This is a genomic window from Mesorhizobium sp. M0701 (assembly GCF_040320365.1).
GTDB lineage: Bacteria > Pseudomonadota > Alphaproteobacteria > Rhizobiales > Rhizobiaceae > Mesorhizobium.
Genome location: NZ_JAMYPO010000002.1, coordinates 73,651 through 99,437 on the forward strand (window position 1 = coordinate 73,651; position 25,787 = coordinate 99,437).

Annotated in this window: 28 protein-coding genes and 1 pseudogene; 16 read left to right on the plus strand and 13 right to left on the minus strand. The window is 62.3% G+C overall.

The window, feature by feature from the left end; all coding sequences use genetic code 11:
* The first annotated feature begins 55 nt into the window (after positions 1-55).
* From NKI24_RS02475 to NKI24_RS02505, 7 genes and pseudogenes are all read left to right on the plus strand, one after another.
* Positions 56-1,375, plus strand: a complete 1,320-nt coding sequence (locus NKI24_RS02475; protein ID WP_352743177.1) for an epoxide hydrolase family protein — start codon at positions 56-58, stop codon at positions 1,373-1,375.
* Positions 1,376-1,505: 130 nt separating this feature from the next.
* A pseudogene (locus NKI24_RS02480) lies at positions 1,506-2,041 on the plus strand (hypothetical protein).
* A gap of 47 nt (positions 2,042-2,088) precedes the next feature.
* A complete protein-coding gene (locus NKI24_RS02485) occupies positions 2,089-2,736 on the plus strand; it encodes a cysteine hydrolase family protein (RefSeq protein WP_352743179.1) in 648 nt (215 codons plus the stop codon).
* A gap of 221 nt (positions 2,737-2,957) precedes the next feature.
* Positions 2,958-3,614, plus strand: coding sequence for a VOC family protein (locus tag NKI24_RS02490; RefSeq protein ID WP_502901427.1), 657 nt, complete (start codon positions 2,958-2,960; stop codon positions 3,612-3,614).
* Positions 3,615-3,705: 91 nt separating this feature from the next.
* Complete coding sequence (locus tag NKI24_RS02495) at positions 3,706-4,458, plus strand: SDR family oxidoreductase (RefSeq protein ID WP_352743183.1); 753 nt, start codon at positions 3,706-3,708, stop codon at positions 4,456-4,458.
* A 46-nt stretch (positions 4,459-4,504) separates the two neighbouring features.
* Positions 4,505-5,566, plus strand: a complete 1,062-nt coding sequence (locus NKI24_RS02500; protein ID WP_352743185.1) for an alpha/beta fold hydrolase — start codon at positions 4,505-4,507, stop codon at positions 5,564-5,566.
* A gap of 55 nt (positions 5,567-5,621) precedes the next feature.
* Complete coding sequence (locus NKI24_RS02505) at positions 5,622-6,041, plus strand: Ohr family peroxiredoxin (protein WP_352743187.1); 420 nt, start codon at positions 5,622-5,624, stop codon at positions 6,039-6,041.
* 354 nt (positions 6,042-6,395) lie between these two features.
* On the opposite strand, the gene NKI24_RS02510 is transcribed toward NKI24_RS02505, so the two are convergent.
* Positions 6,396-7,220, minus strand: a complete 825-nt coding sequence (locus tag NKI24_RS02510) for a L,D-transpeptidase (protein WP_352743189.1) — start codon at positions 7,218-7,220, stop codon at positions 6,396-6,398.
* Between the two features lie 175 nt (positions 7,221-7,395).
* On the minus strand, positions 7,396-8,058 hold the full coding sequence (locus tag NKI24_RS02515; protein ID WP_352743191.1) for a haloacid dehalogenase type II: 663 nt from the start codon (positions 8,056-8,058) through the stop codon (positions 7,396-7,398).
* A gap of 151 nt (positions 8,059-8,209) precedes the next feature.
* Here NKI24_RS02515 and NKI24_RS02520 point away from each other — a divergent pair, with 151 nt between their 5' ends.
* From NKI24_RS02520 to NKI24_RS02535, 4 genes are all read left to right on the plus strand, one after another.
* Positions 8,210-9,088 (plus strand): branched-chain amino acid aminotransferase, encoded by an 879-nt coding sequence (locus tag NKI24_RS02520; protein WP_352743192.1) that lies wholly within the window; start codon positions 8,210-8,212, stop codon positions 9,086-9,088.
* A gap of 107 nt (positions 9,089-9,195) precedes the next feature.
* Positions 9,196-9,792, plus strand: a complete 597-nt coding sequence (locus NKI24_RS02525) for a superoxide dismutase (RefSeq protein ID WP_023677850.1) — start codon at positions 9,196-9,198, stop codon at positions 9,790-9,792.
* A gap of 175 nt (positions 9,793-9,967) precedes the next feature.
* Complete coding sequence (locus NKI24_RS02530; protein ID WP_352636408.1) at positions 9,968-10,411, plus strand: c-type cytochrome; 444 nt, start codon at positions 9,968-9,970, stop codon at positions 10,409-10,411.
* 9 nt (positions 10,412-10,420) lie between these two features.
* Positions 10,421-11,371 (plus strand): cytochrome c, encoded by a 951-nt coding sequence (locus NKI24_RS02535; protein ID WP_352743194.1) that lies wholly within the window; start codon positions 10,421-10,423, stop codon positions 11,369-11,371.
* An 11-nt stretch (positions 11,372-11,382) separates the two neighbouring features.
* Here NKI24_RS02535 and NKI24_RS02540 read toward each other — a convergent pair whose 3' ends face one another.
* From NKI24_RS02540 to NKI24_RS02550, 3 genes are all read right to left on the minus strand, one after another.
* On the minus strand, positions 11,383-11,766 hold the full coding sequence (locus tag NKI24_RS02540) for an SET domain-containing protein (RefSeq protein WP_352449057.1): 384 nt from the start codon (positions 11,764-11,766) through the stop codon (positions 11,383-11,385).
* Positions 11,767-11,911: 145 nt separating this feature from the next.
* Positions 11,912-12,538: a LysE family translocator gene (locus tag NKI24_RS02545; protein WP_352743197.1), complete on the minus strand. Its 627-nt coding sequence runs from the start codon at positions 12,536-12,538 to the stop codon at positions 11,912-11,914.
* A gap of 77 nt (positions 12,539-12,615) precedes the next feature.
* A complete protein-coding gene (locus NKI24_RS02550; RefSeq protein ID WP_352743199.1) occupies positions 12,616-14,727 on the minus strand; it encodes a S9 family peptidase in 2,112 nt (703 codons plus the stop codon).
* A gap of 677 nt (positions 14,728-15,404) precedes the next feature.
* On the opposite strand from NKI24_RS02550, the gene NKI24_RS02555 reads away from it, so the two are divergent.
* The gene (locus tag NKI24_RS02555; RefSeq protein WP_352454312.1) at positions 15,405-15,830 is read left to right on the plus strand and encodes a Ros/MucR family transcriptional regulator; all 426 of its coding nucleotides are present in this window, start codon (positions 15,405-15,407) and stop codon (positions 15,828-15,830) included.
* Between the two features lie 111 nt (positions 15,831-15,941).
* On the opposite strand, the gene NKI24_RS02560 is transcribed toward NKI24_RS02555, so the two are convergent.
* Both NKI24_RS02560 and NKI24_RS02565 read right to left on the minus strand, forming a co-directional pair.
* Entirely contained in the window at positions 15,942-16,370 is a 429-nt protein-coding gene (locus NKI24_RS02560) for a SufE family protein (protein WP_352743200.1), read from the minus strand.
* A 113-nt stretch (positions 16,371-16,483) separates the two neighbouring features.
* Complete coding sequence (locus tag NKI24_RS02565) at positions 16,484-16,852, minus strand: DUF5330 domain-containing protein (protein WP_352470996.1); 369 nt, start codon at positions 16,850-16,852, stop codon at positions 16,484-16,486.
* Positions 16,853-17,371: 519 nt separating this feature from the next.
* On the opposite strand from NKI24_RS02565, the gene NKI24_RS02570 reads away from it, so the two are divergent.
* Positions 17,372-19,117 carry an ATP-binding protein gene (locus tag NKI24_RS02570; protein ID WP_352743481.1) on the plus strand — a complete coding sequence of 582 codons (1,746 nt, stop codon included), beginning with the start codon at positions 17,372-17,374 and terminating at the stop codon, positions 19,115-19,117.
* Positions 19,092-19,859, plus strand: a complete 768-nt coding sequence (locus tag NKI24_RS02575; RefSeq protein WP_352620758.1) for a peptidoglycan-binding domain-containing protein — start codon at positions 19,092-19,094, stop codon at positions 19,857-19,859. Before NKI24_RS02570 ends, NKI24_RS02575 begins: the two co-directional genes overlap by 26 nt.
* 23 nt (positions 19,860-19,882) lie before the next feature.
* Here NKI24_RS02575 and NKI24_RS02580 read toward each other — a convergent pair whose 3' ends face one another.
* Together NKI24_RS02580 and NKI24_RS02585 are read right to left on the minus strand one after the other, a co-directional pair.
* Positions 19,883-20,170 (minus strand): type II toxin-antitoxin system RelE/ParE family toxin, encoded by a 288-nt coding sequence (locus NKI24_RS02580; protein ID WP_352743483.1) that lies wholly within the window; start codon positions 20,168-20,170, stop codon positions 19,883-19,885.
* Complete coding sequence (locus tag NKI24_RS02585; protein ID WP_352743202.1) at positions 20,167-20,427, minus strand: type II toxin-antitoxin system ParD family antitoxin; 261 nt, start codon at positions 20,425-20,427, stop codon at positions 20,167-20,169. The genes NKI24_RS02580 and NKI24_RS02585 overlap by 4 nt, the downstream gene beginning before the upstream one ends.
* A 169-nt stretch (positions 20,428-20,596) precedes the next feature.
* Between NKI24_RS02585 and NKI24_RS02590 the strand changes: the two genes are divergently transcribed.
* Positions 20,597-20,944 carry a DUF1491 family protein gene (locus tag NKI24_RS02590; RefSeq protein ID WP_352743204.1) on the plus strand — a complete coding sequence of 116 codons (348 nt, stop codon included), beginning with the start codon at positions 20,597-20,599 and terminating at the stop codon, positions 20,942-20,944.
* 9 nt (positions 20,945-20,953) lie between these two features.
* On the opposite strand, the gene NKI24_RS02595 is transcribed toward NKI24_RS02590, so the two are convergent.
* On the minus strand, positions 20,954-21,964 hold the full coding sequence (locus tag NKI24_RS02595) for a DUF2336 domain-containing protein (protein WP_352743206.1): 1,011 nt from the start codon (positions 21,962-21,964) through the stop codon (positions 20,954-20,956).
* A 187-nt stretch (positions 21,965-22,151) separates the two neighbouring features.
* Between NKI24_RS02595 and NKI24_RS02600 the strand changes: the two genes are divergently transcribed.
* Positions 22,152-22,337, plus strand: coding sequence for a hypothetical protein (locus NKI24_RS02600; RefSeq protein ID WP_023677835.1), 186 nt, complete (start codon positions 22,152-22,154; stop codon positions 22,335-22,337).
* On the opposite strand, the gene NKI24_RS02605 is transcribed toward NKI24_RS02600, so the two are convergent.
* From NKI24_RS02605 to NKI24_RS02615, 3 genes are all read right to left on the minus strand, one after another.
* Positions 22,331-22,900, minus strand: coding sequence for a DUF1254 domain-containing protein (locus NKI24_RS02605; RefSeq protein ID WP_352743208.1), 570 nt, complete (start codon positions 22,898-22,900; stop codon positions 22,331-22,333). The two genes, NKI24_RS02600 and NKI24_RS02605, sit on opposite strands and share 7 nt — an antisense overlap.
* The gene (locus tag NKI24_RS02610) at positions 22,893-23,477 is read right to left on the minus strand and encodes a DUF1214 domain-containing protein (protein WP_352449049.1); all 585 of its coding nucleotides are present in this window, start codon (positions 23,475-23,477) and stop codon (positions 22,893-22,895) included. The genes NKI24_RS02605 and NKI24_RS02610 overlap by 8 nt, the downstream gene beginning before the upstream one ends.
* 96 nt (positions 23,478-23,573) lie before the next feature.
* Complete coding sequence (locus NKI24_RS02615) at positions 23,574-25,733, minus strand: transglycosylase domain-containing protein (RefSeq protein ID WP_352743210.1); 2,160 nt, start codon at positions 25,731-25,733, stop codon at positions 23,574-23,576.
* Positions 25,734-25,787 lie beyond the last annotated feature (54 nt).

Sequence of the window (25,787 nt, forward strand, 5' to 3'; positions counted from 1 at the left end):
CTCGTCCTGCGGGCGTAAGTTTTCGGCAGCACCGAGCACCCCCCAGGAGAGACCCATGAATACGAACAAGACTCCCGAACTAATCGATCAGGACCGCCGCCTGGTTTTGAGCACGGCCGCAATGGGCATTGCCGCCGTAGGTACTGCCAGCCTGCTCCCATCGGTCGCCGCAGCCGCGGGCGATGCGATCCGGCCCTTCAAGGTCAGCTTTCCTCAGGAGGAAATCGACGAGCTTAGCCGACGCGTCGCCGCGACCCGCTGGCCGGACCAGGAGAATGTGGCCGACGACACCCAGGGCGTGCAGCTCGCCACAATGCAGAAGCTCGCGAAGTACTGGGCGACGGACTACGACTGGCGCAAGATGGAGGCCCGGCTCCATGCCCTGCCGCAGTTCATCACCGAGATCGAGGGGCTGGACATCCACTTCATCCATGTCCGCTCCAGGCATGAGAATGCCTTGCCGATCATCGTCACGCATGGCTGGCCTGGCTCGATCATAGAGCAGCTGAAGGTCATCGAGCCACTCACCAATCCAACTGCATACGGCGGGACTGAGGCGGATGCGTTCCACGTGGTGATCCCGTCCTTGCCAGGCTATGGGTTCTCCGGCAAGCCGACGGCACCTGGCTGGATCCCTGCCCGCATCGCCAAGGCGTGGGCTACGCTGATGCAGCGTCTCGGCTACACGAAATACGTCGCACAGGGCGGCGACTGGGGCAACGCCGTGTCGGAGACGATGGCGCTGCAAGAGCCTCCGGGCTTGCTTGGCATCCACACCAACATGGCTGCCACCGTGCCCGCCGACATCTCGAAGGCGCTTGCCGCCGGCGGCCCGGCGCCCGCCGGCCTCTCGCCCGACGAGAAGCGGGCCTACGACCAGCTCGACGACTTCTACAAGAACGGGCTGGGCTACGCGATCGAGATGAACAATCGCCCGCAGACGCTCTACGGCATCGTCGACTCGCCGGTTGGTCTCGCAGCCTGGATGCTCGACCACGACATCCGCAGCTACGAGCTGATCGCACGCGTCTTCGACGGGCAGGCGGAAGGGCTGACGAAGGACGATATCCTGGACAATGTCACGATGTACTGGCTGACCAACACGGCGATCTCCTCGGCGCGTCTTTACTGGGACAACGCGCACCACCCGACGGGAGGCTTCTTCGACCCCAGGGGCATCAAGATCCCGGTCGCTGTGAGCGCCTTCCCGGACGAGATCTACCAGGCGCCGCAGAGCTGGGCTGAAAAGGCGTATCCGAAGCTTATCCATTACAACCGGCTCCTCAAGGGCGGCCATTTCGCAGCCTGGGAGCAGCCCGCGGCCTTCACCGCCGAACTCCGGACGGCATTTCGTCCGCTGCGCCAGCAAATCTGACCCCCAGCAGGGTTCCGCTTGCAGTCACACCTGCTCGACTGCCCAAGGCAACCCGATTGAACCCGGGACAAAGGAGAACGTCATGTCAGCAATCGCACAATCTTCCGCATCGCACGAACCCATCACGAAGATGGCAGCCCCCGTCGAGGACCATGAAATCGTCGATTCAAGCTTTACGGCTATCATCAACGCGCCGATCGAGAAGATCGACATTCCCAACTGGTGCTTCGCGCTGTCGGAACATGAATATCAGGGGTGTTCGCCCGCCCACATAGCGGCGGGTTTCACGACGGCGCCGGATGGCAAGCGCATGTCGATCAATGTCGAGATCATCGGCGGCAGCCTGATGGTGCAACATTATGTCGAGACGCTCGGCCGCAAGGATCACCTCATCCTGGAGTCGGTTTCAGACCTCTTCACGCCTACGGGCCGCACCACGATCCGTGTGCATTGGGAGCTGAGCGTCAAGGTTATCGACAGTCGCCGATGTGAGTTTATCAACCACGTCCGGTCCTGGGCCACGAAGGAATTCATGGCTTTCTTCGAGCGCCAGGGCATCCGTTCGAGGTGCTTCGGTCACAGCGCCAGCCCATGTCGATCGCTCACAACAAGGGCGAGACGCCGCTTTTTGCGGCCAGCATCGAACGAGCCGCGCTCAGGAACTGAGCGGCAGCATCTGGCTTGTGATCTAGCCGCTCCATGGAGGAGGCACAATGACGAGGCACGCACATGACCGGGAGGTCACCGCACTTCTGGTGATCGATCCGTACAACGACTTCATTTCCGATGGGGGCAAGATATGGCCCCGCATCCGGGCTGTCGCAGAGGCGAACGGCTGCGTGCCTCACATGCTGCAAGTCCTGAATGCCGCGCGTCAAGCTAAGCTTCGCGTCTTCTATGCAATGCATCATCAATACCGTCCGGGCGACTATGAGACATGGACTTACGTCGCGCCCGTCCAGAGGAGAGCATGGAAGAGCAAGAGCTTTGAATACGGCACCTGGGGCGGCGAGATTCGGTCCGAGTTCGAGCCCAAGCCAGGCGAGACTGTCGCCACCGAACATTGGTGTTCCAGTGGGTTCGCCAATACGGATCTGGATCTGCAGCTGAAAAGGCACGGAATCCAGAAACTCATTGTCATCGGACTGATCGCACACACCTGCGTCGAAGCGACCGTTCGCTTCGCCGCCGAGCTCGGCTACGACGTAACGGTGGTGAGGGACGCGACGGCAGACTACTCGGATGAGGAGATGCACGCGGCTCTCGACGTCAACATGCCGAACTACGCCAGCGCGATTGTCACGACAGACGAAATCATCGACTCGATTTCTGCCGTCCAGACCTCGGCCGCCGAGGCGTAGTGATGATCGATCTCACACGCGAGGGAATGGCCAACTGTGCGCATCTCACTCTTCACACCGGCGGACCATTTCCGTGCGCTCGACGCGTCAAAATACGTCGAAGAGAACTTGGCTCTCGCCGACATCCAGCAGAGAGATCGAGAACAGGCTCGGTCATTACGTGGCAACGATCGGGCAGGACCAGGTCCCACCCAACTGGAAAGAAAACGACCATGTCAGACATCGCAACGGCCCGTCAGGGCGAAAAGACCTCCGACACCGCAAGCGCACGTCCCGTCGACCTGAAGTTCGAGGTTGTCATTATTCCGGTCGCAGACGTCGACCGCTCCAAGCAGTTCTACGAGGGCCTCGGCTGGCGGCTCGATGCCGACTTCGCGGTCGGCGACACGTTCCGGGTTGTGCAGTTCACGCCTCCGGGCTCGCCTGGCTCGATCCACTTCGGCAAGGGTGTCACCTCGGCCGCGCCGGGGTCGACACAGGGTCTCTATCTCATCGTGTCCGACATCGTGGCGGCGCGCGCCGAGCTCATAGCTCATGGTGCAGATGTGAGCGAAGTGTTCCACCGTGCCGGTCCGGGACAGCCTGCTGTCAATGGTCGGGACCCGGAGGGACGCAGCTACGTCTCCTTTGCAACGTTCAGCGATCCCGACGGGAACGGCTGGCTGCTCCAGGAGATCACCACCCGGTTTCCGGGCCGGATCGACTCGAAGGCGACGAGCTTCGCCTCCGAGGGCGACCTGGCCGCCGCAGTGCGGCGCGCGTCGGTCGCCCACGGAGAGCACGAGAAGCGGACCGGCGGCCAGCGAGACGAGAACTGGCCGGACTGGTACGCCGAATACATGGTGGCCGAGCAGTCTGGCGAGGAACTGCCGCAGTAGGACGAGCTTCCAGACGGCGGTACACTGCCGCCGTATTCGTCCGCGGCCTGCGGAGATCGTGGCGACCTGACGGCCTTTGTCGGAGGAAATCATGAGTACCGCAGCCATCCCCACTCAGCGCGAACCTGAACTTCTTGGCCAGACCGTCGTCGTCATCGGCGGTAGCGCCGGCATCGGTCTGGAGACCGCCCGGCGTGCCCGCGCCGAAGGCGCCCGCGTCATCCTCACCCGACGCAATCGCGACCGCCTCGATCAAGCAGCGCGCGAGATTAGCGCTGAGGGCACCGCCGCCTTCGACGCCAACGATGCGACCCAGCTGAAGTCGTTCTTTCAAGATCTGCCGGACTTGATCGACCATGTGATGGTTACTGCCGGCGCTCCCCATTATCGCTCACCCCTCGAAATTCCTCCCGAGGAGGCACGACACGATCTCACGGACGACCTATTGCTCGCGCTCAATGTGGCACGCAGCGCCGCTGGCAAGGTCGGGTCGGCCGGCTCACTGATATTCATGGGCGGCACGGGCGCACGCCGCCCAAAACCAGGCCTCGCGATCGTCTCGACGGTTACCGTCGCGTTCCCCGCGCTCATCGCCAATCTCGCGCTCGAGCTCGCGCCGATACGCGTCAACCTGATCGCCGCAGGCTTCGTCGACACGCCACTGTCGGCGTCGCTGCTCGGCGACAACCTCGACAAGCGGCGCGACGAACTGCGCGCGACGCTGCCAATCCGACGTGTCGTCGGACCGGCTGATGTCGCCGCGCTCGCCGTTCACATCATGAGCAACACGGCGCTGACGGGCGCGACATACGACGTCGACGGCGGCCAGCAGCTCGTCTCGTGACTACGCAGGAACAAAGCACATTGCCTCATCACAAAGAGACATCACCATGAACACGATCAGTGTTTGCGACAAAATCGATGAGCGCCGCCGTCGCCTGATCGGTGCAGCCGCAATGGGCATGACGCTTGCCGAACTCGGCATGACCGCGACAGCGAAGGCGGCGCCCAGCGGAGTCGACCAGACGACGGCGTCTGCGATGCACACGGCAAAGAACTCGTTCGGCGCACCCAGGCAGATCGATGCCGGTGTCCTTAATGTCGGCTATGCAGAGGCCGGCCCTGCCGACGGTCCGCCCGTTATCCTTCTCCATGGCTGGCCTTACGACATCCACACATATGTCGACGTTGCGCCCATTCTGGCGGTGAAAGGCCGCCGCGTGATCGTGCCCTACCTGCGCGGATACGGCACGACGCGGTTCCTGTCGGACGAGACGATGCGCAATGGTCAGCAGTCGGCCATCGCTGCCGACATCGTCGCGCTGATGGATGCGCTGGGTATCGAGAAGGCGACGATTGCCGGCTGCGACTGGGGCGCTCGGACGGCGAACATCATCGCCGCCCTGTGGCCGGAACGCTGCAAGGCGATGGTCTCGGTGAGCGGCTATCTCATCGGCAACCAGCAAGCCGGCAAACTGCCGCTGCCGCCGAAGGCCGAGCTGCAATGGTGGTACCAATATTACTTCGCTACCGATCGCGGCCGTGTCGGCTACGAGAAATATACGCGCGATTTCGCCAGGCTGATTTGGCAGCTCGCCTCGCCGCAATGGAATTTCGATGAGCCCACGTTCGAGCGGAGTGCTGCGGCCTTCGACAATCCGGATCACGTCGCGATCGTCATCCACAATTACCGCTGGCGGCTCGGCCTGGCAGAAGGCGAGGCGCAATATGATTCACTGGAGCAGCGGCTTGTTCAGGCACCCGTCATCTCGGTGCCCACGATGACGCTCGAGGGCGACGCCAATGGCGCGCCGCATCCGGACGCCAGCGCTTACGCCAAGATGTTTTCAGGCAGATATAGCCACCGGGTAGTCATGGGCGGCATTGGACACAACCTACCCCAGGAAGCGCCACAGGCCTTTGCCAACGCCGTTGTCGAGGTCGACGCGTGATCGAGTTCGCGGCGCCGCCCCTCCGGCAGGTACTACAACCACCAAAAGAGTGCCTATGAACCCGATCGCAAGGGTTGTTTATACGGCCAGGACCGCAACCACAGGTGGCCGCGAGAATGGCGCCTCGCGCAGCTCTGATGGCCTTCTGGACATCAGGCTTTCCATACCCGGATCGGCGCGCATCGGCACCAACCCGGAGCAACTTCTTGCAGCCGGCTGGTCGGCCAGCTTCGCAAGCGCGGTTGCGTCTGTGGCTCACGAACAAAAAATCACGCTGCCGGCCGGAGTGAGAATCGATGCCGAGGTTGATCTGAATCTCGGGGACGACGGCTACTCTCTCAGCACTCGGCTCAACGTCAGCCTGCCTGGCGTGGAGTACAATACCGCACGAGCCCTGATCGACGAGGCGCACGACATTTGTCCGTACTCGAAAGCGACGCGCGGCAACGTTCAAATTGCGATCAACCTGCTCTGAGTGGATTGCATCGATCGTTGAAGCAATTGGCATGGCCAGGGTTACATTTTGGATCATTCCTTCTCGGCAAGGTCTACAAAAACCTGCCACGACATCGCACCTGTCAGAGCGCATCCAGCACAAATACGGTCGGGATGACAGGAGGCGTATCCCTCCGGTCACCGTGATAATCCCTTCTGAGCGCGAAATGTCCGCTCTGGATCATGAGATGTCCACCGGCGGCGTCTGCATACAGTGCGGCAGAATCCGCTGCTCGACGTAAGCATCAAATCCAAGCGGGCGCCGGTACGGGCAAGCCGACGCTCGGCAAAACCAGCAGGAGCGAGGAAGATCCCTCCCGCGCTTTCGGCCAGCTCAGAAGATCGAGTTTGTGATCGATTTTATCGGGCCGAGCAGGATCGATCCTTCCGGCACGCCGGCGTCGATCGGAATGGCTTTGCGGTTTGCTGTCGCCACCATCGGCTGACCGATGTCGGCCGTCACCACGACCGGGGTCTTGTTCGGCACTCGGTCGTAGAGATCGATAATGTCCTGGTTCATCAGGCGCACACAGCCCGACGACACCGACTTGCCGATCGACCGCCATTCCGGCGAACCGTGCAAGCGGTAGAGCGTGTCCTGGTTGCCCTGGAAGAGATAAAGCGCCCGCGCGCCAAGCGGGTTCTTGAGCCCGCCGGGCATGCCGCCATTGTCGGCGCTGTACGGTCTTAGTTCGGGCTGGCGGGTGATCATTTCGTCCGGCGGCGTCCATTTCGGCCATTTCTGCTTCCATTGGACCACGGCATCGCCCGACCATTCGAAGCCGGCGCGGCCGAGGCCGACGCCGTAGCGGATCGCCTGGCCCCCCGGGCGCACCAGATAGAGGAAGTGATTGGTGGTGTCGACGACGATGGTGCCCGGCTGCTGCCCGGTCGGATCGTCCACGATCTGCCGCAGGAACTGCGGGTCGATCTTGTCGACCGGTATGGCCGGCAGCTCGAAGCCGCCATCCGACATCGGCCCATACATCGTCACATAGTCGCCGAGCGCCGGCTCGACATAGGTCGGCGGCGGTGGCTCGACCGGTTGTTGCGACAGCGTGGTGCAACTGGAGACCGCGACCGAGGCGGCGCCAAGCGCTGCTGCGTTGAGAAAACCGCGACGGCTCAGGCGCAGAGAGGACGATGGGGGTGTGAACATGATTGCCTTTTTTAAGTCTCAAATCGCAACAAAGCATGAATACGCCCGGTTGCGCGCGGTTGCCCGAGCAATGCCCGGCGCGATAGGCGGTTCCAATTCTGGCCGCAGGGTGGACAAACAAAGGCAAAGCTGTGACTGGATCGTCACTGTTGCACCGAGGCAACATGTCCGGCCGTCAAACCCCGGCGACCAGACCTTCAAGGGACGGCAGGATCAGGGCCGGTGGAAAATCCCGGTATTCCTCTGGCTGATTGGCGCGGTTGATCCACACCGTCCTGAAGCCGAATTTGGTGGCGCCGGCGACGTCCCAGCGGTTGGATGACTGGAAAGAGACAGCGCCCGGATAGAGGCGCCAGCCCGTGGTGACCATGTCGTAGACCGACGGATCGGTCTTGAAGCGCCTGACGCTGTCGACGGAAAAGACGTCGTCCAGGACCTGGTCGAGCGCGGCGGATTTGACGGCCGCTTCCAGCATCTCAGGCGAACCGTTGGACAGGATCGCCAGCCTTGCTCCCGATGCCTTGAGCGCCTTGAGCACGGCCGGCACCTCCGGATAGCAGTCCAGCCGCCAATAAGCCTCGAGCAGCTTCGCCCTCAGCCCGGCATCCGCGGATGGAACCTTGCGCAGGGCGAAGTCGAGGGCCTGCTCGGTGAGCTGCCAGAAATCGGCATAGGCCCCCATCAGCGTCCTGACCCAAGAATATTCCAGCTGCTTGGCGCGCCAGATATCGGACAGCAACTGGCCGTCTGGCCCAATCTGGTCGGCGTGACGGCGCACGGCCGCATGCACGTCGAACAGCGTGCCGTAGGCGTCGAAAACGTAAGCCGCATGGTGCATGCAACAGTTTTGAGGCCGCGTAAGGCAAGGCGCAAGCGCTGATTGCAGTCCGCCAGCCCGCTGGCCTCAACAAATCTCAGCCAAGCCGGTTGACGGCGGCCGCCAAAGCATCTTCCAATGCGCCGCAACAAGCATCGAACGGAACCTGGCAATGACACTGGCGACTGCGGCGCAATCCGCGACATGGACCTTCGTCGACGGCGACTGGTACGAGGGCAATGTTGCCATTCTAGGGCCGCGCAGCCACGCCATGTGGCTCGGCACCAGCGTGTTCGACGGCGCCCGTTGGTTCGAGGGCGTCGCCCCCGATCTCGATCGCCATGCAGCAAGGGTAAACGCCTCGGCGATCGCGCTCGGCCTGAAGCCGACGATGAGCACCGACAAGATCGTCGGGCTGACCTGGGACGGGCTGAAGAAGTTCGACGGCAAGACGGCAGTCTACATCAGGCCGATGTATTGGGCCGAGCATGGCGGCTATATGGGCGTGCCGGCCGACCCGGCCTCGACTCGTTTCTGCCTTTGCCTCTACGAATCGCAGATGATCTCGCCGGCGGGGTTTTCGGTGACGGTGTCGCCGTTCCGGCGCCCGACCATCGAAACCATGCCGACCAACGCCAAGGCCGGCTGCCTTTATCCCAACAACGGCCGGGCCATCCTAGAAGCCAAGATGCGCGGCTTCGACAATGCGCTCGTGCTCGACATGCTGGGCAATGTCGCCGAGACCGGCACCTCGAATATTTTCCTGGTCAAGGACGGCCATGTCCTGACGCCGGCGCCGAACGGCACCTTCCTGTCCGGCATTACCCGCGCGCGCACCATGGCCCTGCTAGGCGAATACGGTTTCACGACGACGGAAAAGACGCTGTCGATCCGCGACTTCCTGGAGGCGGACGAAATCTTCTCGACCGGAAACCACTCGAAAGTCGTGCCGGTCACCCGTATCGAGGATCGCAATCTGCAGCCCGGACCGGTGGCCAAGAAGGCGCGCGAACTCTATTGGGAATGGGCGCATTCGACTTCGCCCGGCTGACCCGCTAAAAAGCGGCCGGCGCTTCGTTTCCGGAGTTGTTCCAGACCAATCCAGTCCTATGTTAGTCCGGTATCGACACCGGATTTTTCCACGAGGGAGTACGACCGATGGCTTTTGAATTGCCCGCCTTGCCCTATGATTACGAGGCTTTGCAGCCTTATATGTCCAAGGAAACGCTGGAATATCATCACGACAAGCACCACAAGGCCTATGTCGACAACGGCAACAAGCTGGCCGCCGAGGCGGGCATGGGCGATTTGTCGGTCGAAGAGGCCGTCAAACAGTCCTTCGGCAAGAATGCGGGCCTCTTCAACAATGCCGCCCAGCACTACAATCACATTCATTTCTGGAAATGGATGAAGAAGGGTGGCGGTGGCAACAAGCTGCCGGGCGCATTGCAAAAGGCGGTCGACAGCGATCTTGGTGGCTACGACAAGTTCAAAGCCGACTTCATCGCCGCCGGCACCACCCAGTTCGGTTCGGGTTGGGCCTGGGTCTCGGTCAAGGACGGCAAGCTGGCTATCTCGAAGACGCCGAATGGCGAGAACCCGCTCGTCCATGGCGCGACGCCGATCCTTGGCGTCGATGTCTGGGAACATTCCTATTATATCGATTACCGCAACGCCCGGCCGAAATATCTCGAAGCCTTCGTCGACAGTCTCATCAATTGGGACTATGTGCTCGAGCTCTACGAAAAGGCCTGATCCGTTCCAGAAAAGCCCCGGCAGAACCGGGGCTTTTCTTTTTCAGCATCAGAACGACAGCTGCAAAATTTCACGCAAGCGTGAGGCGAAGCGTCGGAATTTTTAAGCCATCCTTGCCGTTTGTAATCGGGGTGGGACCGCATCCTGAATTTGCCTTCAACATGGAGCCAAGTGAATGAGAAAGCTTATCCTCGCCATCTCGATGCTCGCCTTCGCCGGTTCGGCGGCATTTGGAGACCCGGTAGCCGACCGGCAGGCCCTGATGAAGGAACGTGGCAAGATCGCCGCCGGCTTGTCGAAAGTGGTCAAGGGCGAGACGCCCTACGACGCCGCTTCGGTGCTGACGGCGTTGCAGGCACTGCAGGTCAATGCCGAGAAATTCCATGCCGGCGTCGACACGCTTTTCCCGGCGGGCAGCGACACCGGCGACACCACGGCGTCCCCAAAAATCTGGCAGGACATGGCCGGCTTCAAGACGGCTGAAGGCAAGTACCTCGCCGACGTCAAGGCGGCGGTCGCCGCAGCACCTGCGGATGCCGACGCGTTGAAGGCGCAGTTCAACACCATCGGCGGCGGCTGCGGCAACTGTCATCAAAACTACAGGGTGAAAAAAGGCTGATAGCGGGCAATGCGCTTGCTGGAGAAACTTGTCGGCGCCGCCCTCGTTCTGGGCGGCGCGGCCGCGATTGCCGGCTGGTTCCTGTCGGCTCCGGTCAGGCTCGATGCCGCAACGCTGGCTGAGCTTGGTCCTGGCGACGCCGCCAGGGGCAAGCGCATCTTCTACACCGGCGGCTGCACATCCTGTCATGCCAAGCCTGGCTCGCAAGGCGACGCCCGTCTTCAGCTGGCGGGCGGCCTTGAACTCAAGACGCCATTCGGCACCTTCGTGCCGCCGAACATATCGCAGGATACCAGGGACGGCATCGGCGCCTGGCCGGTCGAGGATCTTGCCAACGCCATGCTGAAGGGCGTGTCGCCGTCGGGCGAGCATCTCTATCCGGCATTTCCCTATACTTCCTACGCGCGCATGAAGCCGGCCGACATTGCCGATCTCTATGCATTCCTGAAGACGTTACCCGCGGTCGCCGGCAAGGCGCCCGCCAATTCGCTGGCATTTCCCTTCAATGTCCGACGCGGTCTTGGCTTGTGGAAGCTGCTCTATTTGAGTGACCAGCCGGTCGTTTCCTTTCCCGACGGCACACCGGATCCGGTGTTGACAGGCCGCTATCTGGTCGAAGGCCCCGGCCATTGCGGCGAATGCCACACGCCGCGGGATCTTACCGGCGGCACCAGGAAGAGCCAATGGCTGGCAGGCGCCGCCGCCGCCGAAGGCAGCGGCATCGTGCCGAACATCACGTCGGGCGAGGGCGGCATCGCGGACTGGTCCGAGGCCGACATCGCCAACTATCTCGAAACCGGCTTCACGCCGGATTTCGATACGGTCGGCGGCGCAATGGTCGACGTGCAGCGCAACATGGCCGTGCTGACCCCGGAGGACCGCTCGGCGATCGCCGCCTACCTGAAGGCCGTGCCGCCGCATCCCAACGGCTATCCGGCGCGCAAGAAGCCGTCGAGCTGACGGCTGTTGCGTCAGCGGTCGCCGAGGAAATCGAAGCCGGTTTCGAAGAAGTGATTGTAGTCGCAGGTCATTTCCTCGCCGGGCGCAATGTCGCGCAAGGCATAGGTCTCCTCCGGCTGCGAGACGTCGCAATTCGGGCTGTCGGCATGGTTCATGTAGCGCGCATCGTCGGCTTCGAAGACGATGTAATTCGGGTCGCGCCGGTCCGGATAGGCGTAGCGGTCGAGATAGGTTCTGACCGGCCCGGTTTCCCGCTCGTAGGCCGCTACCTCGATGCGCCGGTCGTATTTCGGGTCGAGCTTCCAGACCAGCGTGCCGCGGGCAATGTGGTTCTTGGCAAAGACGCCGATGCCCTGGATGGGCGATTTGTCGAGATAGACATCGACGAGCAACATGGCAGATCCCTGGGTGATTGTGTGTTGGCGAGGCTGTGAAAAGGCCGCGCACTGGGTAGCGCGCGGCCTTTGCAATTGCGAGCGGAAAATCAGCTGTGCCTGCCCATTATCCGAAGCCTCGTACGGCTCGTCGCCTATCGAGACCCTAGCGCTGTTGCAGCGCCAGCCGGATGCCTAAGGCGCAATAGATACCGCCGACAGCCTTGCCTTGCCATCTCAGCACCGTCGGGTTTCGGCGCAGGAATGCACCGAGGCCGCCCGCACCCACGGCGAAAACCACCGTGCTGACGAGGCCCAACAGAACAAAGATGACGCCCAATATCGCCAGTTGAAGCATCACCGATCCGTTTTCAGGCCGCACGAACTGCGGAAGAAATGCGAGGAAGAAAAGCGCGGTCTTGGGATTGAGAACCTCGGTCAAAACAGCCTGCCGAAATGCTTTGGCAGCGGGGATCGTAAGTGCGCCGGCGGCCGGATAGGCCGGCGTTTTCTCGATGATCGCGCGAATGCCGAGATAAATGAGGTAGGCTGCGCCGATGTACTTCACGATGCTGAAAAGCGCCGCCGACGTGGCAATGATCGCCGAAATGCCGACGATCGCCATGAAGGTGTGGACCACGTCGCCGGCCGCGATCCCCGCGCCGGTCGCGATACCCACCCTGGTTCCGGAACTGGTTGCCCGCGCCACCGTCAGAAGAGTGGCGGGACCCGGGATGAAGACAAAGCCAAGCACAACCGCGACATAAGCTATCAACGTGGCGAGATCGATCATTGGTGGGCTCCGCAACTCTCACCGCCAATGAAGCCACGTCGCGGAACGGAAGGCAATGACCGCTCATCCGCCGATGTTCACGCCGCAAGCTCGGCCTTGCCCGTCACCTTGAGCGCGAAGGCGTAGGTGAAGGCGATTTCCTCCAGTCTTGAAAACCGGCCGGAGGCGCCGGCATGGCCTGAATCCAGGTTGATCTTGAACAGCACCGGATTCCCACCTGTCTTGCGGTCGCGCAGCCGCGCCACCCATTTGGCCGGCTCCCAATAAGTGACGCGCGGGTCGGTCAGGCCGGCCAGCGCCAGGATCGGCGGATAGTCGAGTGCGGCGACATTGTCGTAGGGTGAGTAGGCGGCGATGGTCCGGTAATCCTCCGCTGACGCGATCGGATTGCCCCATTCCGGCCATTCCGGCGGCGTCAGCGGCAAGCTGGCGTCGAGCATGGTGGTGAGCACGTCGACGAAGGGAACCTCGGCGACGATGCCGCCGAAGCATTGCGGCGCCATGTTGGCGACCGCGCCCATCAGCATGCCGCCGGCCGAACCGCCTTGCGCAACGATGCGGTCATGCTGCGTATAGCGTTCGGCGACGAGGTGGTGGGCGGCAGCGACAAAATCGGTGAACGTGTTCATCTTGTTCGCCCGCTTGCCATCGTCGTACCAGCCATAGCCCTTGTCCTTGCCGCCGCGAACATGGGCTATCGCGTAGACAAAGCCGCGGTCGACCAGCGAAAACAGATTGGTGTTGAACGCCGCGGGTACGGCTATGCCGTAAGATCCGTAGCCGTAAAGCAGGCAAGGCGCCGATCCGTCGAGCGGCGTGTCGCGGTGGTGGAGGAGCGAGATCGGCACCAGTTCGCCGTCGGCGGCAGGCGCCATCAGCCGGCGCGTGACGTAGTGCTCCGGGTCGTGGCCGGACGGCACTTCCTGGGTCTTGAGCAGCACCCGCTCGCGGGTGCGCATGTTGTAATCGAAGACCTGCGCCGGGGTCGTCATCGACGAATAGGAAAAGCGCATGATCTCGGTGTCGTATTCGTAGGAGCCGGACAGGCCGAGCGAGAAGGCTTCCTCGTCGAAGGAGATCAGGTGCTCCTCGCCGCTCTTGCGATCGCGTACGACGATGCGCGGCAGACCTTCCTTGCGCTCGAGCCGGACCATGTGGTCCTTGAAGCCGATCACCGAAAGGATCAGCCGGCCCGCTTCGTGCGGCACTAGTTCCTGCCAATTGGCGCGCACCGGATCATGGGCCGGCGCCGTCATGATCTTGAAGTCCTTGGCGCCGTCGGCATTGGTGAGGATGAAGAAGATGTCGCCGCCTTCCTCGAGTTCGTACTGCAGGCCCGTCTGGCGCGCCGCAACCAGCTTCGGCTCTGCGAACGGATCGTTGGCGTTCATGATACGGTATTCCGAGGTCTCATGGTCGTTGATGCCGATCATGATCCACTCGTTGGAGCGCGTGCCGCCGACATCCATGAAGAAGCCGGGATCGGTCTCCTCGTAGATCAGCCGGTCGTTTTCAGGACCGTCGCCAAGCGCATGGAACAGCACTTTGGAAGGACGGTGGTTGGGGTCGAGGCGGGTGTAGAAAAAACCGTCATTGCCGGCATCCCACACACCGCCGCCGCCGGTGTCCGGGACCCTGTCCGCCAGATCGTTGCCGCCGGCCAGATCGCGGACGCGCAGCGTGTAGAATTCGGAACCCTTGTCGTCGAAGGCCCAGAGCAGCTTGCTGTGGTCGTCCGAATGATCGACGCCGCCCAGGCGGAAATAGGGCTTACCCTCGGCCTCGGCATCGCCGTCGAGCAATATCTGCTTGTCGCCGCCGTCACGCGCCGTGCGGAAATAACGCGGCTGCTGGCCGCCAAGCTTGAAGGAGGAGCCGTAGGCGTAAGGTCCGTCCTTCATCGGCACGGAAGAATCGTCTTCCTTGATGCGTCCCTTCATTTCCGCGAAAAGCTGCTTCTGCAGTTGGACCGTATTGGCCATCAGCGCCGCATGGTAAGCATTCTCGGCTTCGAGGTGGGCGCGGATTTGGCCGTCGAGCAGGGACGGATCCCTGAACATCTCTTGCCAATTGGCGGCCCTCAGCCAGGCATAGTCGTCCGTCCGCGTTATGCCGTGATGCGTGTCGAAGATCGGCCGCTTCTCCGGCTGCGGCGGCGTGGCGGTCGGAAACACTGGGGTTCTGGTCATTGCGTCTCGCTGTGGAAGCTACTTGAATGGCGAATGAACACGCCGAGCAGCGCGGGTTCAAGGGCTATGATCTATTGTCGTGGTGGCTCGAGAGGACGGGCTGGAGGAGCGGATAACGAATGTTTCTTCTCGGACTGCCGCGGTTCTCGCCGTCGCTGCGATGACCCTGCCAGTGCCGGTCAATCTCATGCAACTGCCTTCGCGGCTTGGCAAGTGGCCGATATGGCTGGGTCCACGGAAATACATTACCCCATTTCAATGACACAGCGCACCGCTCCAGCGACGGCTCGCGAGCAACAGTAACGCTTCGCAACCTATGATTTTACTGAATCCGCCGATCATCCAGGCTGTAATGCCGCCGGCAGGGTCAAGCATCGAACTCTATTTACCTGCTGCCGTTTGTGTAATGGCTGCTTGCCGCCGCGTCAGTCGATGCTGGTCTGACCAGAAAAAACGGCAAGGTTACACTTTGCACGAAAGAGTGAAGCTGAATGAGGAATATTTGACTTGTATCGCTGAATAGACCGCAAGAAGCGAATTGACTTACTTGGCGCTCAGGCTCATTAAGATGCCGCGACGCGAATCGCGGAGGCTTTTTCCTGCACAAGTTCGCGCGATGCCCTGCCTGCCAAAAATAGGGCGTAGACAGAAACAATTCTCGTTGGGACCTGAACGCCATGGATATTACCGAAACACCTTCCAGAAACAGTGACGCGCTGATCGAGCTCACCGCCGACGTGGTGGCTGCCTATGTCAGCAACAATCCCGTGCCGGTCGGCGAACTGCCGAACCTCATCGCCGATGTCCATGCCGCTCTCGGGCGCGTCGGCGGGGCCGCCGAGCAGCCGCCTGCCGACAAGCAGAAGCCGGCGGTAAATCCGAAGCGTTCGGTGCATGACGACTACATCGTCTGTCTCGAGGACGGCAAGAAGTTCAAGTCGCTCAAGCGTCACTTGATGACCCACTATGATCTGACGCCCGACCAGTATCGTGAAAAGTGGAACCTGGACCCGAGCTATCCGATGGTTGCGCCCAACTATGCGGCCGCCCGTTCGCAGCTCGCCAAGAAGATGGGTCTCGGCCGCAAGCGCAAGGGACGCTGACAAGCGCTCTTCCGGTTTGCTCAAACGGCGCCTGCGGGCGCCGTTTTCGCATTGTGGGGGGACCAAGCTCGGGCCGCCAGTTTTTCATACTGCCCGGCATTTGCCGTCCGGTCAGGCGGTCTGCTTCAGCGCTGCCTCGGCGTCACGCTTGATGCGCTTGACCATCGAGCGAAGACCATTGGCGCGCTGCGGCGACAGGTGCTCGTCAAGTCCGAGTGCCTTTAGCGTTGCCTCGGCGTCGGTCCTCTGGATTTCGCTGGCCGGCCGTCCCGAAAATAGCGCCAGCATGATGGCGACCAGGCCGCGCACGATATGGGCGTCGGAATCGCCCTTGAAGGTGATAACGGGGTCGGCACCCCCGCCTTGCTCGGTGGTCAGCCAGACCTGGCTGACGCAGCCCGGCACCTTGTTGGCTTGTATGCGTTGCTCGTCGGGAAACGGCGGCAGCGCTTCACCCAGTTCAATCACATAGCGATAGCGGTCTTCCCACTCGTCGAGCAGGGAAAAGTCGTCGCGGATGGTCTGGATCGTCGTCGTCATTCCCCCGGATATAGTCATCCGGCGCTGCCACGTCACGGAAAAAGAGGAGAAACGCCGCAGGCGCCGAGCGTGGGGAGCCTTGCGGTCTGGCGATGAATTCGGCCGAAACAGTCTCAGTTCTTCGCCGGCAAGTGCAGTTTCGCCGGCAGATCGACTTTCGCCGGCAAGACGATTTCCCCGGGCACGCTGCCGGTGGTCGTCACCGTATCGGGTTCAGCGGCCTTGTCGTCCAGCATGGCGGCCGCGATCTTGGCGGTCTCCTTTGCCCGGGCGGTGATGGTGTGCATTGCCGATTTGCCGGTCTCGCACACGTCCGGCTTGCGCTCGCAGATGCCGGCGATATCGCCGACGGCTTCGCGCGCCGCAAACAGCGCCTGGAGCGGCCCGACGCTTTCGCGGCCCGCATCATCGGCGCCGACACCCAGCGGCAGCGCCAGAAGCACCAGCGAAAACCAGAAAGCAGCTCTTATCAGAAAGCCCATCTGTCTGTCCTTTATGACGTCATGCATTCCGAACCGCACGACCCTTGTACCGCGATACTGACACAGACGCGCAAAGGACGGCTTGTCCCGAAAGCAACAGTTTTCCTTAAATTTTAGGTAGATTCGAAACGAAGCGTTTTGAAGTTCATTTGCCTCGAACGGCTCAGATTTTATTCAGCAAATGATAACCATCCAACTTATTGTTTTTCATGATCATTTTCTTAGTCGGCGACAGTTTGATGCCATCGGCCGCAGGTGCAGGCGCAGGCGGTGTGGATAACGCTCCGTTTACTATGGCGGCAATTGCCCCGGTTTTTCCCCGCCGGTATCCCGATATTTGCAGCCTGCCGGGGGACGATCGGCCCAGCCTTATCCATTCCTTAAACGCTGGATGCGAGTTTTGGATCGACAAAAGCCGCCTGCAAAGCAGGGCCGTTCACGACCGGGTGCGTTGAGTTGAGTGCGATCAAGGCCAGATACGCCGAGTTGCCGGGCGCGATAGCCGCCGGTTGCGAACGGATGGTTCATCCGTCCGTGCTCGGCCAGAGCGATCGTCGCCGCCACAGTCGGTTCATTGGCGTCATGCTGGCGGCTCCTTTCTTCAGCGCGGGTGCAGCGGTGACGCTGGTCACGTCGGGCATGGGCGCGGCCGTGACTGTGGCTGCCATCTTTGCGGCGTTCGGCCTTTGCTGGTTCGCCGCCCTGCTGGTGGCTGCATCGGGCAAGATGACCCTGGCCGGCCAACTCGCCTTGGTCGTCGGCAGCGTTGCCCTCGGTGCCCTTATCGCTGCCGCCGGCGGTGTGGCCTCGCCGGTTGCCTTGCTTGCGGTGGCGCTGCCGTTTGAAGCGTGGTGGATCGGCCAGTCGCGCCGTGCCGTGATCTGGGGCGCCATATCGGCCTTTGTCGCAGTCTTGCTGCAGCCTTTAGCCGGTTCCGTCTTGCCGCTCGACCAGACCGAAATCGCCGCATGGCACTGGCTGGTACCACTGGCCTGGGCACTCACGCTCATTCCGCGTATCGCTCCACTTCGCGGCGCCGCCAACGCACAGCTCGATCCGGCCGGCAGCCACCGGCTCGAAGACCTGATCGACGCCGTCATGCTGCGAATCGCTGCGCATGGTGAGGTTCTGGACGTCTCGGCTAAAGCACGCACTATGCTGAGGCTGCCGCCGGAGCTGCTTTTCGGCACCGGACTTTTCGATCGCATCCATCTGTCCGACCGCGTCCCGTATCTCAGTGCGCTGGCCGATATGCGCGATGGCGCCCTGTCGACCCGGCTCGACCTTCGCGTACGGCTGCCGCAGAGCAGCGGCGTGACGGCCGACAATTACCGATCGTTCTCGCTCGAGATGATGCGCGCGCCGGGGCAGGAGACTGTCTTCACGCTTCTTCTGCGCGAGAACGACGAACTGACCGGCCTGCGCCAGGAGCTTGCCGCTGCCAATGAGGCGGCTGCCTCCGCCGAGGTGGCGAAAGGACGCTTCCTTGCCGTCGTCAGCCATGAGTTGCGCACCCCGCTCAATGCCATCATCGGCTTTTCCGACATGTTGCTGCACGAGATGTTCGGCAGCTTCAAGGATCCGCGCCAGAAGGAATATGTCGGGCTGGTCAGGGATTCGGGCCAGCACCTGCTTGCCGTCGTCACCTCGATACTCGACGTATCGCGGATCGAATCGGGCGCTTACGCGACCGAACCGGAACCGTTCCGCTTCCGCGAAGCGGTCGAGATGTGCCAATCGATGATGCGCCTGCAAGCCGAGGCAAAGGCCATCGATCTGCAGGCCCAGATCGCGCCGGATGCAGGCGAAATAAATGCCGACCGTCGCGCCGTGCAGCAGATCCTGATCAATCTGGTCTCTAACGCGATCAAGTTCACGCCCGAAGGCGGCAATGTCGTCATCGGCGCCAAGCGCATCGGCTCGCGGCTGCATTTCTGGGTCCGGGACACCGGCATCGGCATCGCCGAGGAAGATTTCGCCAATCTCGGCAAGCCGTTCATGCAGATCCAGAACGACTATACCCGCCGTTTCGAAGGCACAGGCCTCGGGCTCTCGCTGGTGAAGGGGCTGGTGGCGCTGCACGAGGGCACAATGTCGATCGAAAGCATGCCGGGCGAGGGCACCACGGTGACGATCAGCCTTCCCGTGAGCGGCCCGACAGGCCGTTCGACGGAGAAAACCGGCGTGGTGCCGATGTCCGCAGCCAAAGCCAGAGCGGACGGTGGCAAAGGGGAGAGCAATGGGTCGCTCCGCAAAACAGCCTAAGGCGGTGAAGCGCCGCGGCAATGCCTTCGAGCACGGAGCGATGGCTCTGGGCAGCCTGATCTCGCGCAATCCTGTTGTGGTCGGCGGCTCCACCGCGTTCCTGGTGACGCTGTTCTACGTCTCGGCGAACGCGCTTTGGTACCAGCCCTTTCCGCATGCTGGCGCGTTTTTCGCCACCAGGAGCATCGAGCGCTTTCCCCGGGCGGACAGCGACGAGCCCGAAACCACCATCAATATCGTGCGTCCGGCCGCTGCGCCGATCAAGAGCGACCCGGTCGTCGAACAGGTCCAGGGCATATTGAAGGATCTCGATTTCTATTCCGGCACCGTCGACGGGATTCCCGGACCGAATACGCGCAAGGCCATCCAGGCCTATCAACAGAAGGTCGGATTGAATGCCTCCGGCGAGATCGACAGCGTCCTGCTGGATCAACTGGGCGCCACGCCAAAGACCGCGGCCGTGGTGCCGCATCCGGTGCCGCGGCCGGTCGAAACGGCCGCTGCTCCGGCCGCCATTCCGGTGTCCGCACCGGCAAATGCGACGGCGCCGGATCCCCGCATCGTCAAGATCCAGGCCGGACTGAAAGCGTTCGGCAATGACGACATGCAATTGGATGGCGTCGTCGGCGCGCGCACCAAGGCCGCGATCAAGGAATTCCAGGCGCTGTTCGGCCTGCCCGAGACCGGCGAGCCCGACGAGATCGTCTACGTCAAGATGCGCGAGATCGGCCTGACCAACTGAGGGCCGAAGCCCAGTCTCCCGGTCTATTTAAGCCATTGCTCCGGGTCACGCATTCCGTGGACTATCGCCACGGCTAACACGCCGTAGGGCATAGGCTCATAAATCACGATGTAGCGTCCCTCGACCAGAATGCGGGCAGTGGCGCTCAATTCCGGTCGAGCTGCGCCCATTTTGGCGTGCTCGCAAACCAATTCCAGCCTGTCGAAAATGCGTCCGATCAGCTTGTCAGCCGCTTTCTCGTTATCGGTGGCAATGTGGTGCCAAATATCTCGCAAATCCTGAGAAGCTCGGGGGGGTGAGCCGGTATTCAGCCGCGGGCTGCGCGTTCGGCTTTCAGAGCGCGTAAGAAAGCCGTGCGATCCACGTGCTGGCCCTCGCCGCTTGCCATCCCTTCGTCATACGCCCTTTTGAGACGTTCCAGTTCAAGAGTGCGGAATTCCTCGCGCTGCTCCCATAGACGTAGTGCTTCCCTGACAATTTCACTGTTGGAAGCATAGTCTCCGCTGTGCACGGCGTCTTGTAGACGGGCGGCCTGCTTGGGCGTAAGCGACACAGTAAGAGTGCGCATAGGCTGGGCTTTCATACCGGACGCTATAGCAGTTTTCACAGGACTAACAAGATTTGTTAGGTCTTGGGTAGATCGTCGCATTCCGGGGACTCGCTATGATAGCCAACCGTTGCTCGCGAATAAGTGACAATCTCGACGCCACAAAACCGAAATCGTGCAGGATCGCGCCATGCGGGTAACCACCGATCTGTGGGTGTCGGCGCTGTTGCGCCGGGTTTTCAGCGCCGGCGGCTTTGCCGCCGTGGTCAAGCGCGGCGCGACGGAAGCCGGCGCGGTTTTCGTGCTGGCGCGGGGCAGGCTGGGGGAGATAGCGCTGTTCGGGCCGGCGCCGCAGACGAGTTACGAATCAGCCAGGCCGGACGACCGTTTTTTCAGCCTGCTTGGCGAAGGCGACGATGCCGCCATCTTCGACGCGCGGCTGGAGCGCGAGAAGAGATTCGATCCGGATATCTGGGTGGTCGAGATCGAGGCGGGCGCCATTCCCGTCGAGGAGCTTATCTCGGTCAAGGCGTCGTAACGGCAAGCCTCAGATGCGACGCGCCTTTGGGCTGGCGGTCATATCGGCGCTGTTCGGCTTGCGCAGGTCGGCGTTTGCGGCGACGCGCCCGGGCTTGCGAACGATTTTCGACACGGTGTCGGCCTTCCAGCCGCGGAGCCTGTCCAACGCCGCGTCGCGGTGCAGCAGGCGGTAGCGGTCGAGGAAGATGCGGATCGCCTGCGGGTGCGGAAACTCGGTCGGATAGATGGCGGCCGTGATCAGGAACGCCTTGTCTTCGCTGAGGTCGAGCGCGCGCAAGGCGGCCAGCAGCGGTGTGTAATTGTGGCTCGCGGTGAGCGTCCGCGCCGTTGAAAAATCGACTTCGAGCGCATCGGCGAGCGCTGTCTGGAAGAATGCCGCATTGCCGGTCAGCGCGGTCTCGCGCAGCTTGACATAGGTTTGTGGCTCGACGAACGGACTGATGGAGGCGCCGCTCTCGGCGCGCATCATGGATCGCAACCGGCGGCGTACAGTTTCAGCGGCATCGGAAGCCTCTTGCCTGTTGATCTCGCCCGCAACCACTTCGGCGTTTTCGGACGCGGCTTTGGCGGTTGTTTCCGGCTGCTGTTGCGATCGCACCAGCGTCGGCCTTTCGAGCACTTTGATGAGATCCGCGATCGTTTGATTGAGATCCTTGCGGCGGGCAATGGCACGGGCATGCGGCAGGCCGTGACGTCCGATCAGCGCGATCAGGTCGACGTCGCTGAGGGCGCGCGAGCGGATGAGCAGCGGAGCGGCGATGTCGACCCGCTCCTGGCAAAGCCGCCGCACCAGCGCGGCGGGTGCATATTCGCATTCGGAAAGGGCTGCCGCGACGTAGCGGCGCGATTCGACCGAGACATTCTCGAAAAGCGGCAGCGTCAGGTCTTCGAGCTGCGCGATTTCGCGGCGCGAAGGGCGGGTGAGCGAGCAGAACGCCGATACCGCGGCGCGAAACAGCCTTTCGGCCTTTCCCGATTCAGCTCCTGCTGCGATTTGCCTAAAATCCGAAGCTGACACGAAGGATACGCCCGACACTCGACACGATCTGGACAGCGCTCTGCCGGGCTGTACCGGTTTCGCGTTTCCCAAGAACAAAGATCAATTTAGCGGCGATCCGTTAGCGCTCCGTTAACCTACTGCCTTCTTAATCGACTATGGAGGCGTTGCGTTGTGCTCCGGGGCAACCGAGAGGAATACGCGAACCATGGGCATGGTACTGTCTTTCGTGCCGCGAACGGCGGCAACCAATCGAGCACAACAAGCCGCGCCGGCGGCAGTGATCATCTTTCCCGGAGTGCGCTACGAGCAGCGGCCGCTGACGGGCGAAACGCGGCCGGCCGGCCCCGACAAGCCGGGACCTTCGGGAACATTGCCGGTACCGCATCACTGAGCATCGGAACCGGCGTAAAAATCCTGCAGTTCGCAGGAACTCTGTTCGAGAAACCGCGAGACGATCGGCTTCCAGCTGTCGTCGGGCACGAACGAACGGATGACGAATACGCCTTCTTCTATCGGCGCCTCGACGAAGATGGCCCCTTGCAGTTCCTCGGGAAGATCCTTGCGGACCTCGATCATCTGGGCCGGCGTCAGTACAACGGTGTCGAGCACGCCTGCGGGCGCGCTGTGGTCGTTGAACGAGTAGATGTTGTGGCCGCCGCGGTCGTAGACCGATATCGACCAGAACGGCACCTTTCCCGGCGCCTTGACCCGCACCATCCCCTCGGCAAGATCGAAGCGGCATGCCGCCGCGTAAAACAGCGGATCGACCGATTTCACCACCGGCGCGCCGCCGGCTTCCGCGTCGAGTCTGGTCATCTTGTAGAGATCCGAAGCCATGGCCAATCGCGACCAGGCGTCGCGTTCGGAAAACTCGGGGACGAGCAGCAGCACGATGATGTGCACGATGCCGGCGCCGAGCAGGCCGAGCAGCACGGCATGCAGCAGGCTACGCATTGCAGCCGACCTTCTGGATCTGCGGCAGCGTGACGTCCGAGAGACCGGTGCTGCTGGCGATCGGCGTGTCGTAGAACGTAAGCACCAAGTACATCTTGCCGGCGCCGCTGGTCAGCAGCCAGTTGCCGGGCGCAGGGCGGCTGCCGACGGAAATGACCACCGAATTGTCGGCCTGGCGCAGCACTTGATAGGACTGCAGCGCAGCCGGCCTCGGCTTGCCGGTCTCGACCACGCCAAGCGACTGGTCGGCGGCATAAAGCGTCCAGAACCGGGCGGTGGGAAAGCCGCCCGCAATCTTGTAGGCACATTGCCGCTTGAGCTGTTCGCCGCCGGAATCGCGCTCGGCTATGAAGGACAGTCCTTCCGCCTGTCCGAGCGCCAGCACGCCTTCGCGAGCCACGCGGGCCTTCGAATAGGGATCTGCCGTCGGCGTGCCGATATCGGGGAAGGCGGTCCATTGGCCGATCCTGATGGCGCCGACGCCATCCTGCAGCTTCAGTGCATACCAGACGCTGCCGCCACCGCCGACGACGGCGATGGCAAGCGAAAGCAGTGTCAGGAAGGCGTTCTTGAGCATGAGGAGGCAGGGAACCGAAGGCCGGGACTGAAAGATTGCCGCTCGGGGATATCGCGGCGCAGGGCCTTGTGGCAAGCGGCCCCGCGCAATTGGCCGTCACAGCGCCGACAGGGTCTCCGGCGCAGCGGGCGCGTCGAGCACGGGTGCCGCCTGGAACAGCCTGGTCAGTTCCTTCAGGGTCTGGGTGGTCCGGCTGGACAGCACCGGCGGACGCTCGGCGGCGGCATCGGCTGCTGCCTGTTCGGCGTTCTTCTTTTCCGCTTCCTCGGCCTTGGCGGCAATTTCGGCATCGACGAAGGGGTGATCGAGGCCGGGGATCGGTCTGAGGTCGATATTCTGGTGCGCATAGACCATCAGCCGCTGCCACACCATGGCCGGCAGCGTGCCGCCGGTCATCTTGTTGGTCGCGGTGAAGTCGTCATTGCCGAGCCAGACGGCGGCCGTGTAGTTGCCGGTAAAGCCGACAAACCAGGCATCGCGGTAGGACTGGGTCGTGCCGGTCTTGCCGGCGACGACGATGTTTGGAAGGGCTGCGCGCCGGGCAGTGCCGATCACCGGCACCGCCGCCAGCATGGTGTTCATGTATTTGAGCGCCAGCTCCGACAGCACCCGATGCGGCGGCGGCGCATCCTTGGCGAAGTCGTAGACCACCTCGCCGGTACGGGTGAAGAGTTGGCTGACGCCGTGCCGGGTTCCGGCAAGGCCGTTCTGGGCAAATACGCTGTAACCCGTCGCCTGGTCCATCACGGTCATGCCCGACGTGCCGAGCACCATGGTCTTGTGCGATTCCAGCGGCGACTCGATGCCCATCGCCTCGGCCATCGCCTTGATCGGCTTGATGCCGAGATAATCCTTGGCCAGCCGCACCGGCACGGTGTTGATCGATTTGGCAATCGCCGTGATCAGCGTGACCTTGCCGGCCGACCCGCCATTGTAATTGTGGGGCGACCAGCTGCCCCAGGAGATGGGTCCGCCGGAAACCACCGAATCCGGCGTGAAGCCATGCTCCATCGCCGTCGCATAGACATAGGGCTTGAACGAGGAGCCGGTCTGGCGAAGCGCTTTGGTGGCGCGATTGAACTGGCTGGCGCCGTAGTCGCGGCCGCCGACGATCGCCCTGACCGCGCCATTGGTCTCGATGACGACGATGGCGCCCTCGGTGACGTTGTATTCCTTGCCGAACTGGCGGAGGTGGAACTCCATCGATTCTTCGGCCGCCTTCTGGATGTTGGCATCGAAGGTGGTGTGAGCGACAAGCGAGTGCGGGCCGCCTTTGGCGGCGATCTTCTTGACCTCGTCGAAGGCCCAGTCGAGGTAATAGTCGGGGCTCTTCTGCTCGCCGCGGTCGACGATTTCGGCCGGGTGCAGCCTTGCCTGCAGCACCTGGCCTTCGGTCATGAAGCCGGAATCGACCAGATTGGACAGCACCACGTTGGCCCGCGCCCGGGCGGCGGGCAGGTTTATGTGCGGCGCATATTTGGTCGGCGCCTTGAACAGGCCGGCCAGCATCGCCGCCTCGGCTAGGTTAAGGTCCTTGACGCTCTTGCCGAAATAGAAATCGGCCGCCGCCTCGATGCCGAAGGTGCCGCCGCCCATATAGGCGCGGTCGAGGTAAAGCTGCAGGATTTCCTTCTTCGACAGATTGGCTTCGAGCCATAGCGACAGGAACGCTTCCTTGATCTTGCGCTCGAATGTCCGCTCATTGGTCAGGAACAGGTTCTTGGCCAGCTGCTGGGTGATGCTCGAGCCACCCTGGACGACGGAATTTGCCCGCACATTCTCGAATATGGCGCGCGACAGGCCGAGCACATCGATGCCGTAATGGTCGAAGAAACGGCGGTCTTCGGTCGCCAGCACCGCCTTGATGACATGGTCGGGCATCTCGTCGACCGGCACCGAATCGCGCTGGATGATGCCGCGCTGGCCGATCTCGTTGCCGTAGCGGTCGAGGAAGGTGACGGCGAAGTCGCCTTGCGTGCGCCAGTCGCCGGCGGTTATCTGGAAGGCCGGCAAGGCCAGCGCCAAAAGGACGACGATGCCGCCGGCACCGAGCGTAAAGCCTTCACTCAACAGTTCGATCAGGCCGCGGCGCCAGCCGCCGACGCGGAAACGCCGCGAGAAGATGGTCGCCGCCTCCCAGAACTGGCGCGCCCTGAAGCCGATTTCGTAGACCGAGGAATCAATCCACGCATCCACCGCCAGCAGCCTTGCGGCGATCGGACCTCTTCTCTTGCGTGGTTCCAAAGGACTGGCCATTCCAGGATCCGGCTGCGGCGGTGCCGCCAATTGAGAAACCGCATACCGGCAATT